Source organism: Acinetobacter rudis, from assembly GCF_031157835.1.
Taxonomy (GTDB): Bacteria; Pseudomonadota; Gammaproteobacteria; order Pseudomonadales; family Moraxellaceae; genus Acinetobacter; species Acinetobacter rudis_A.
The window spans coordinates 85548-94739 of record NZ_JAVIDR010000012.1 but is presented as its reverse complement, the minus strand read 5'-3'; the positions used below and the strand labels follow the sequence as shown (position 1 = coordinate 94739).

General features: G+C 39.7%; 7 protein-coding genes. 3 read left to right on the top strand and 4 right to left on the bottom strand.

What is annotated here, in order from left to right; all coding sequences use genetic code 11:
• A partial coding sequence (locus tag RFH42_RS11545; RefSeq protein ID WP_308975781.1) for a zinc ribbon domain-containing protein occupies nucleotides 1–126 on the top strand: 126 nt, incomplete at its 5' end.
• 13 nt (nucleotides 127–139) lie between these two features.
• On the opposite strand, the gene RFH42_RS11540 is transcribed toward RFH42_RS11545, so the two are convergent.
• The 3 genes from RFH42_RS11540 to RFH42_RS11530 form a co-directional block, all read right to left on the bottom strand.
• Nucleotides 140–1921 (bottom strand): acyl-CoA dehydrogenase C-terminal domain-containing protein, encoded by a 1782-nt coding sequence (locus RFH42_RS11540; RefSeq protein ID WP_308975777.1) that lies wholly within the window; start codon nucleotides 1919–1921, stop codon nucleotides 140–142.
• 242 nt (nucleotides 1922–2163) lie between these two features.
• Entirely contained in the window at nucleotides 2164–3966 is a 1803-nt protein-coding gene (locus tag RFH42_RS11535) for an acyl-CoA dehydrogenase C-terminal domain-containing protein (RefSeq protein WP_308975776.1), read from the bottom strand.
• A gap of 314 nt (nucleotides 3967–4280) precedes the next feature.
• Nucleotides 4281–4838: a hypothetical protein gene (locus tag RFH42_RS11530; RefSeq protein WP_308975775.1), complete on the bottom strand. Its 558-nt coding sequence runs from the start codon at nucleotides 4836–4838 to the stop codon at nucleotides 4281–4283.
• A 186-nt stretch (nucleotides 4839–5024) separates the two neighbouring features.
• On the opposite strand from RFH42_RS11530, the gene baeS reads away from it, so the two are divergent.
• The gene (gene baeS, locus RFH42_RS11525) at nucleotides 5025–6641 is read left to right on the top strand and encodes a sensor histidine kinase efflux regulator BaeS (protein ID WP_374990755.1); all 1617 of its coding nucleotides are present in this window, start codon (nucleotides 5025–5027) and stop codon (nucleotides 6639–6641) included.
• A gap of 29 nt (nucleotides 6642–6670) precedes the next feature.
• Nucleotides 6671–7360, top strand: a complete 690-nt coding sequence (locus RFH42_RS11520) for a response regulator (protein ID WP_308975772.1) — start codon at nucleotides 6671–6673, stop codon at nucleotides 7358–7360.
• Between the two features lie 376 nt (nucleotides 7361–7736).
• On the opposite strand, the gene RFH42_RS11515 is transcribed toward RFH42_RS11520, so the two are convergent.
• On the bottom strand, nucleotides 7737–9179 hold the full coding sequence (locus RFH42_RS11515) for a protein adenylyltransferase SelO (RefSeq protein WP_308975771.1): 1443 nt from the start codon (nucleotides 9177–9179) through the stop codon (nucleotides 7737–7739).
• Nucleotides 9180–9192: the final 13 nt, after the last annotated feature.

Sequence of the window (9192 nt, the reverse complement as noted above, 5' to 3'; positions counted from 1 at the left end):
GGACTTGGAATAAGAGAATGGCAGTGTCATGAGTGTGGTAGCTCATGGGATCGGGATATAAATTCCGCACTGAATATACTTGCGCTTGGACATAAGCGTCTAGCAGTAGGAATCACCCCCATTTAAGGGGGTGAGGATGTCAAGATTGTGTAGTAAAGTAATCTTCACTAAAGCCCATGATGACTTCACAACCTGATTTTATCTTCATAATACGTGAGTTAAGGTCTGGTAAAACACGTTGGATAAAGTAGTGTGTTAGCGATAACTTGTTGCTATAGAATTCACCTTGTTTTGCATAAGCTGCATTGGCGATACGAGCGAACATGTAAGTAAAGCTGAGCAAGCCAACTGCATGTAAATAATCAATTGCTGCAGCATTAGAGAAATCTGGATTTTCAGCAGCACGCTCAATAATACGTTGAGTAACCATTTCAATTTCAGTTGCTACATCGAGTGTTGCATCTTTTATAAAGTTAAGATCCGTATCTAACTCATTTGCAAAATCACGAATTTCAGCAATATATTCGGCAATAAACTCACCATCGCATTTAATGGTTTTACGACCAATTAAATCTTGTGCTTGAACACCATTGGTGCCTTCGTAGATTTGAGCAATACGCAAGTCTCTAACACATTGCTCCATACCCCATTCACGAATAAAGCCATGCCCACCAAAGCACATTTGTGCATCGAGTGTAGCTTGGAAAGCAGTATCCGTCAGGAATGCTTTTGCAATTGGTGTTAGTAAGGCAACACGATTATTTGCTTTAGATACTGCTTCGGCATCAGTAGAGAATTTTGTGATATCAAGTTGTTGACCTACATAAACAGCAAATGCACGAGAAGCTTCGTTATTTGCACGTGCATTGAGTAGCATACGACGAACATCGCCATGCACTAAAATACTGTCAGCTGGTTTCTCTGGAGATTTGGCACCTGTTGTGCTACGTCCCTGAATACGATCAGTCGCATATTGAGCTGCATTTTGGTAGGCAAATTCAGATGCACCTAAGCCTTGTATACCCATAGATAAACGTTCATAGTTCATCATGACAAACATTGCTGCAAGCCCTTCATTTTCTTTACCAACAAGAAAACCTTTCGCACCATCAAAGTTCATTACGCAAGTTGCAGAAGCCTTGATACCCATTTTATGTTCAATAGAGCCTGGTCCAACACTATTACGCTCACCAAGAGAACCATCAGCATTGACTAGAAATTTTGGAACGATGAAAAGTGAAATACCACGTGAACCAGCTGGTGCATTCGGTGTTTTTGCTAGGACAAGGTGAATAATGTTGTCCGCAAGGTCGTGGTCACCACCAGTGATGAAGATTTTAGTTCCAGTAATTTGGTAACTGCCATCACTGTTAGGTTCAGCTTTAGTTTTAATAATACCGAGGTCTGTACCTGCATGTGGTTCAGTCAAACACATAGTCCCAGACCATTCACCTGAATAAATTTTAGGTAAATACGTTTCTTTTTGTTCTTGAGAAGCATAGCTGCTGAGTGCCATACCTGCACCAACAGAAAGTAGAGGGTAGAGCATGAAAGAAGGGTTGGTTGCGAATAGCATTTCATCTGCTAGAACAGTAAGCATTTTAGGCATGCCTTGGCCGCCCCATTCTTCATCTGCAGCGAGCCCAATCCAACCGCCTTGAGCATATTGATGAAATGCTTCTTTAAAACCAGCAGGAGTGGTTACTTTACCATTTTCAAAATGCGCACCTTCTTCATCACCACTACGGTTTAAGGGTAGCGTCACGTTTTGTGCAAATTTGGCCATTTCTTCCAAAATTGCCTCAGCTGTAGCAGCATCGACATGGGCAAGATTCTCATTTGCTTGCCAAAATTGTTCAGCTTGAAAAACATCATTGAGAATGAAACGCATATCAGCGAGAGGCGCATTATAAATTGGCATAGTTGATCCACCTATATTGTTAAGTCACTCGATTAGAGTCATATCCATGTTTCTTAGCTTATGACGAGACTGTCAAATCTAAGATTGTTTTTTTATTCCAAACTATAGTCGTTTTATTTGCCTCTGTGAGGTTTCGCTATATAAAGCGACAAATAAAAAACAGACCACGTTACTTATATAGAAAAAGAACGGCCATTACTATGACCGTCCCCTCAATTTACGCAATTAATGACATGTTTATCTTAAAATGCGAAATGTTCAGCATCGAGTGTCATCAATGGTTCTAGGCCACCTTCGATCACATCAACATGTGAGCGAACGCGTGGTAATATTTTCTTGAAATAGAAAGTTGCTGTAGTTACTTTGGCATTATAGAAGTCAACTTCTGTGCTACCAGCAGCAAGTTGTTGTTTCGCAACAACTGCCATATGTGCCCATAGATAAGCTAAAGTCACATAACCAGAGAAGTACATGTAATCAACAGCTGCAGCACCCACTTCATCTGGGTTTTGCATTGCACGCATTGCGATCTTCACAGTGAGATCACCCCATTCTTTATTGAGTGCAGCTAAAGGCTCAATAAATGCTTTAACTTCAGCATTGTCTTTATTTGCTTCAACAAATTTATGAATGATCTTGGTAAAATCTTTAAGCATTGCACCTTGAGTTTGTAGGACTTTACGACCTAATAAGTCAAGTGCTTGAATCTCAGTAGTACCTTCATAGAGACATGCGATACGGGTATCACGAACAATTTGTTCCATACCATGTTCTGAAATAAAGCCATGACCACCAAAGACTTGTACACCATGTTTTGCTGATTCAGAGCCAGTTTCAGTTAAGAATGCTTTGGCAATTGGAGTGAGTAAAGACAAAATGTTGTCAGCAAATTTACGTTCTTCCTCAGTTTCACCCTGTTCAACGATATCTGCATATTGAGATAATAAGTAAACAAGTGCACGACCACCTTCAGCATATGCTTTTTGAGTTAATAGCATATTGCGTACAGCTGGATGGACAATAATTGGATCTGCTTCTTTTTCAGGTGCTTTAATTCCAGAAAGTGAACGCATTGCTAAACGGTCTTTAGCATAAGCCAATGCACCTTGGAATGAACCTTCTGATGCTGATAAACCTTGAACGGCAGTACCAATACGGGCAGTGTTCATAAAGGTAAACATACAGTTTAAACCACGGTTTTCAGGTCCAATGAGGTAGCCTTTTGCATGATCAAAGTTGATTACGCAGGTTGCATTACCATGAATACCCATTTTGTGTTCGATTGAACCACAGCGTACATTGTTACGATCTAGAATATTGCCTTCTGCATCAACATTAAATTTCGGCACAATAAATAATGAAATGCCTTTAGTGCCTTTCGGTGCACCTGGTAGGCGAGCAAGAACAACGTGGATGATGTTTTCAGCCATGTCATGTTCACCAGCTGAGATAAAGATTTTCTCGCCAGAAATTGCATAACTACCATCTGCATTTGGTTCAGCTTTACTACGAATGATACCAAGGTCAGAACCTGCATGTGATTCTGTTAGACACATTGTGCCTGTCCACTCACCTGTAACAAGTTTTGGTAAATACGTTGCTTTTTGTTCATCTGTACCATGATGTTCAATTGTACGAATGGCACCATGAGAAAGGCCAGGGTACATGCCCCATGCCCAGTTTGCAGTACCAACCATCTCTGAGATAACCGTACCAAGAGAACCAGGCAGACCTTGACCACCATGTTCTTCAGGAACTGCTAAAGAAGGGAAGCCAAGTTCGATATATTTTTGATAGGCTTCTTTAAATCCAGTTGGTGTTGTTACAACGCCATCATCCCACTTACAGCCTTCGCGGTCACCAGTTTGATTGAGTGGTGACAGTTCATTTTCACAAAAGTCAGCAGCAGCTTCTAAATACTGGTCGAGTAATTCGCGACTTACGTTGTCTTTAAACGCAGGTAGTTTTGAATAATGTTCTTCAAAATTGAGTAATTCGTGTAAAACAAATTGCATATCACGTAAAGGCGCTTTGTATTGCGGCATAAGAGATTCCTCAACCCTGGCTAAACCAGATTATTTTTTAAAAATGGTAAACGTCATCATTGACAACTTATTTCTTGTCATACATCGTGCAACAACTCATGGCGTGGCACAAGCGTTTAACTGTGAAAACGTAGTGACTCTAAAGTCAAAAAAAAAATTCACAGTAAGGATTAAATCCTTTAAGTGTAAATAGTTATAGCTGATTCTAGGTTAAACGAAATGTCAAAATCGTAAAAATATATGTCGAAAAAAAAGACGCTTATAGCGTCTTTTTTTTTTAATTTTTTCTGCAAGGAATATTTAAACTAAAGTCATTAGCCATGTTTAACTGTTTGCATATGTTCAGGTTGATATTGTAATACGCATTGGCCTGTTAATTTTTGGTTGTTATATTGAACTTGTACAGTTTGTCCAGCGGCTTGGTCTTGACAAGCAGATTGAAGTTGGGCCCGTAGAGCTTGGCGTTCTGTACGTTTAGCTTGACGTTGTAGTCTGATTTGTTCACGTTGTTCAATGGTCATTTGATTAAAAGCTTGGCGTGATAATCGTTCTGTTGCTGTTAATGTTTGTCGCAGGAGCGTTTTACTGTTGTCATCTAGTTTGAACTGAACTTGGCATTGCCCAACTTTAGTATGATGGCCTTGTTTAAATACGACTGAGTCACCAACTGCTTTACCATCACAGGCTTGTTGGCGTTGTTGTTGCCATTGTTGTTTTTGTTCTTCACTCATCCCATGGTGTTTCATACCATATAGATGACTCTGTGTTGTTTTGAGAGGATCAGTTGTATCACGAGTAGATTGACAAGCACTGAGCATGCCCATGATAAGAAGACTACTACCTAATAAGCCAAGTGCTTTTAAATGTTTCATAGACCAGAATCCTTACAGCGTTCACCGAGTAACTTTGCGTTAAAGATTAAGTAATAATGATGTAGAAACAATGTAGGTATTTTACCGTGATTGTCGGGTAGAATGCTGAAATAGTAGGAATTGTGAGAGTCTTTTTTGAAAAATTGTCGTATCCCCATTGCGTTACGTGTTTTTGTCACAGTTTTAATGACAACATTGGTCATTATTACTGTGAGCTTAGGCGTGTTGCATTGGACGATGCAGAGAAGTTTTACTAAATATGTTGCTGATGTAGAACTACAGAAACTTGGGCATCTCAATGAAAATTTGGCTGGCGTGTATCAGGCCTACCATGATTGGGGTAATGCAATTCAAGCACAGATTCTACAGATTGAAGGTGAAGCGGCGCCAGATGATTATGATAAGTTATCTCAGTGGTGGTTACGCCGTCAGTATGACATTGCTTTACAACAGCGCTATTTCTATGAACATTCTTATGTTGAAGGGGATGCTCCTGAAATTAATAATACGGCACTACTCGATCAACAAGATCTTAAAGTATTAAAAGAAAACCTACCTTCAGAGTATCGGCCTTTTGAGGGGTTAAAATTTCCCTTAAGTGCAAATCAAAATTTTTATCGCACCAAATTTAAAGATCGCCCACGCAACACAGAACCAGAAATTGTCGTTAACCATGGTGGGAAGTTAAATAAGCGCATTATTGCAATGCCGGACCAGTTGGGCTTGAGCTCACGGCTATCTCTCTATGATGCAAATAAAAATTTCATTGTTGGTGAGCGTTCAGATCAAGAGTTATCTTATCAGCCTATTTGGGTAGATGGGAAAATTGTCGGATATTTAGGTTTAAAGTCTGTTTTGGGGCAAGACGATGCTTTAAGTATTAACTTTTTTAGTAACCAAAAACGTTATTTGTTCTTGGTCTATATTTTAACATTTTTGGTTAGTTTGGTTGCGGCGCTCGTATTGGCAACTTATTTTAAAAAACCAATTCAACGTTTACTTAATGCAGCACGTGAACTTACTCAAGGTAATTATCAGCATCAAGTGAAAATTAATCGTAATGATGAGCTTGGTGATTTATCTAATGAAATTAATCAGCTGGCTGAAATATTAGATCAACATGAGCGCTCACGTAAACAATGGGTTGCAGATACCTCACATGAATTAAAAACACCTCTTGCTGTATTGCAGGCACAAATTGAAGCTATGCAAGATGGTATTCGAAAAGCAAGCCCTGAACATTTAGAAGCAATGATGCGTCAGGTGATGAGTTTAAAAAAATTAACTCAAGATTTAGCTGCTTTGGCTCAAGCCGATGCACAGCAATTGACCTGTTATTTAGCAGTTATTGATCCATGGGAAGTGATTGTTCAAGAGGTGGATAATTTTAGACTTAAGTTTGAAAAAGCTCAGATTGAAATTAGGTTAGATGGGTCTGGGGCTCAAGTGTTGTTAGACCGAGATCGCTTTAAACAAATCATCGTAAATCTGTTAGCAAATAGCGAACGTTATACAGAAACAGGTGGAATTATTCATTTGCATACTGAGCAGACTCAAACTCAATGGACATTATATGTTGATGATAGTCCGTATGGGCTGAGTGATGATCAGTTGGCACAACTTGGAAAACGTTTTTATCGGGTTGACGACTCTCGTACTCGATCAACAGGGGGTACAGGATTGGGCTTGGCTTTGTCATTAAAAATTGTTCAAGCTTTGGGTGGTCACTTGGTGTTTGAACATTCACCGTTGGGTGGGTTACGTTGTAAACTTACTTTTCAAAAAAATAATGGCGTTGAATGACGGTCATACGATTGGTAAAGGATAATGTTATGAAATATATAATGTTGGTTGAGGATGAAGTTGAATTAGCGCAACTGGTACGAGACTATTTGGAAGCAGCTGGATTTGAAGTTGGTATGTTTCATGATGGGCAAGAGGCTTACCAAAGTTTTCAACAACGTAAGCCGAGCTTAATGATCTTAGATCTGATGGTTCCTCGTATGGACGGTTTGACTATTTGTCGAAAGGTGCGTGAACAAACTGATCTGCCCATTATCATGGTGACTGCACGTACAGAAGAAATTGATCGCGTTTTAGGGCTTAATATGGGTGCAGATGACTATGTGTGTAAACCTTTTAGTCCCAAAGAATTAGTGGCTCGTGTACAGGCTGTTTTACGCCGTTTAGAGCGTAAAGTTGAACCTGAGACTCATGATCTCTTTAGAATAGACAAAGCTCAACAGCGTATCTGGTTCCAGCAAAAAGCTTTAAGTTTGACACCAACTGAGTTTCGATTGTTAGAACTATTTCTAGAGCATGTTGGGCAAGTATATTCGCGCTCACAACTACTCGATCATATTAATCCGGATAGCTTTGATGTTGCAGATCGAGTTATTGATAGTCATATTAAAAATCTACGCCGTAAAATTGAAGAAGTAACGGATACGGGAAATCGTCATGAGTGGGTTCAGGCGGTTTATGGTGTAGGTTATCGCTTCGAGTATCCAAGCGACATTTAAAACGATTCTGTCGTTCAACAAAAAACGCTTTGAGTTCTTTATTGCTCAAAGCGTTTTTTGCGTTTTTATTGGCCAGCCAAATAAACGACGGAAACTGTTTGTACAACTAATCATCGTGAAAAGATTCTAGTTTTAAATACTCAGGATGATAATTTAATCATTTTTTGAGGACGAAAAAGCATTGCATGGATAACATACAAAATAAAGCGGAACCCTTAGTTTATAGGGTTTCTAAGAAGCATGTTTGCAAATAGACACAAGTTTATCCACAGAAAATGTGCATAACTTTTCAATACATGTTTAACATGTTTTTTAACATAAGTAAAATCTTATTTGACTGATTGGTTGAAAAATAGTGTGTGATCAAAAAGCTGCCCTAAGAGGAGCAGCTAACAGAGATTTCTGCTTGATCACTGGCTAATGGCGCGAGATCAGCCGCGTGTTCGAGGTCTGGCTGGTGTGTATAAGGTTGAGTTAAAAGTTTGAATAACCGATCTAGCTCAGAGAAATCTCCTGCTTCTGCTGCTTGTATAGCAGTTTGCGCCATATGATTTCTTAAGATATAACGAGGATTATGTTGTTTCATTTCAGCATCGAGTTGATGTTGATCTTGGTTTTGACGTATAGCATGGTATTGCTCAACAAACTGATCAAATTGATGTAAATTCAAACAGTCATCTCGAAGTACTTGCCATTGTTTTTCTTGTAAACGAATGAAGCTTTGCGTGTAGTCTAGTTGCTCACTTTGTAAAATATTAAGAAAGCTCATTGCACATTGAAAGCTGTCTTTATGAAAGTGGGGGAGCCCCATTTTGGCACAGAGGCCTTGCTGATAACATTCTAAAAAGGTGGGTTCAAACTGAGCCAGACAGTTGGAGAGGTCTTGTTTAAACTTTTCCTTTTCAGATGCTTGGGCTAAAGGTATGAGATTATTAATCCATACCCAGAGGTTCCAATGAGCAACACTTGGTTGTTGTTGGTAGGTATAACGTCCATGGTGATCGGAATGGTTGTTAATCCAGTTTGGACGAAAACGCTCCATAAAGCCAAAAGGGCCAAAGTCGAGCGTTGAGCCAGTAATATTTAAATTATCAGTATTCATCACTCCATGGGCAAAGCCATGTAGTTGCCAAAGCGCAATCATTTTTGCTGTGCGGCAAATTACATGTTCAGCAAAAGCAAGCACTGGTTGTTCTTCATCTAAGCACTCTGGATAGTGCCATTGAATACAATGCTCAACAAAGTCTGCAAGCAGTTCCGGAGCATATTGATTGATCCATTCAAAATGACCTAGCCTGATATGGCTATCTGCTGTGCGTAAAAGCATGGCACCTGATTCAATTTTCTCACGTTGAATCGCTTGAGTGGATGTTGTAAAACCAATTGCATTACTTGATGGAACACCTAGTGCATTTAGTGCATGTCCAGCGAGATATTCTCGAATGACCGAACGTAGTACGGCACGACCGTCTCCCATGCGTGAATATGGTGTTTTACCTGCCCCCTTAAGATGTAAGTCTACAGTTTTGCCATGACGATCTTGTAGTTGAGCAACCAATAGACCACGACCATCCCCCAGTTGACCTGCCCACTGTCCAAATTGGTGGCCTGCATAGACCATGGCTAAACTTGGAAAATCAGCAAAGCTTTTTTGGCCACTACAATACTTAACCCATTGTTGTTGTTCTTGTTCGCTCCATTGTAATTCTTCTGCTAGAGCTTGATTAAAGTGGCCTGCTTGAGCTCCAGTAAGAGGTTGTGCAGCCTGTTGGTGATACAGTTTGGGATTGAGTTGAGTGTATTGCGAAATAATCTTCATGATATGCAAAGAG

What these genes read in the sequence shown, in the direction of transcription:
- RFH42_RS11535 (WP_308975776.1), bottom strand. Translation starts at nt 3,966, where the DNA reads ATGCCGCAATACAAAGCGCCTTTACGTGATATGCAATTTGTTTTACAC.
- RFH42_RS11530 (WP_308975775.1), bottom strand. Translation starts at nt 4,838, where the DNA reads ATGAAACATTTAAAAGCACTTGGCTTATTAGGTAGTAGTCTTCTTATC.
- RFH42_RS11520 (WP_308975772.1), top strand. Translation starts at nt 6,671, where the DNA reads ATGAAATATATAATGTTGGTTGAGGATGAAGTTGAATTAGCGCAACTG.
- baeS (WP_374990755.1), top strand. Translation starts at nt 5,025, where the DNA reads ATGACAACATTGGTCATTATTACTGTGAGCTTAGGCGTGTTGCATTGG.
- RFH42_RS11540 (WP_308975777.1), bottom strand. Translation starts at nt 1,921, where the DNA reads ATGCCAATTTATAATGCGCCTCTCGCTGATATGCGTTTCATTCTCAAT.
- RFH42_RS11515 (WP_308975771.1), bottom strand. Translation starts at nt 9,179, where the DNA reads ATGAAGATTATTTCGCAATACACTCAACTCAATCCCAAACTGTATCAC.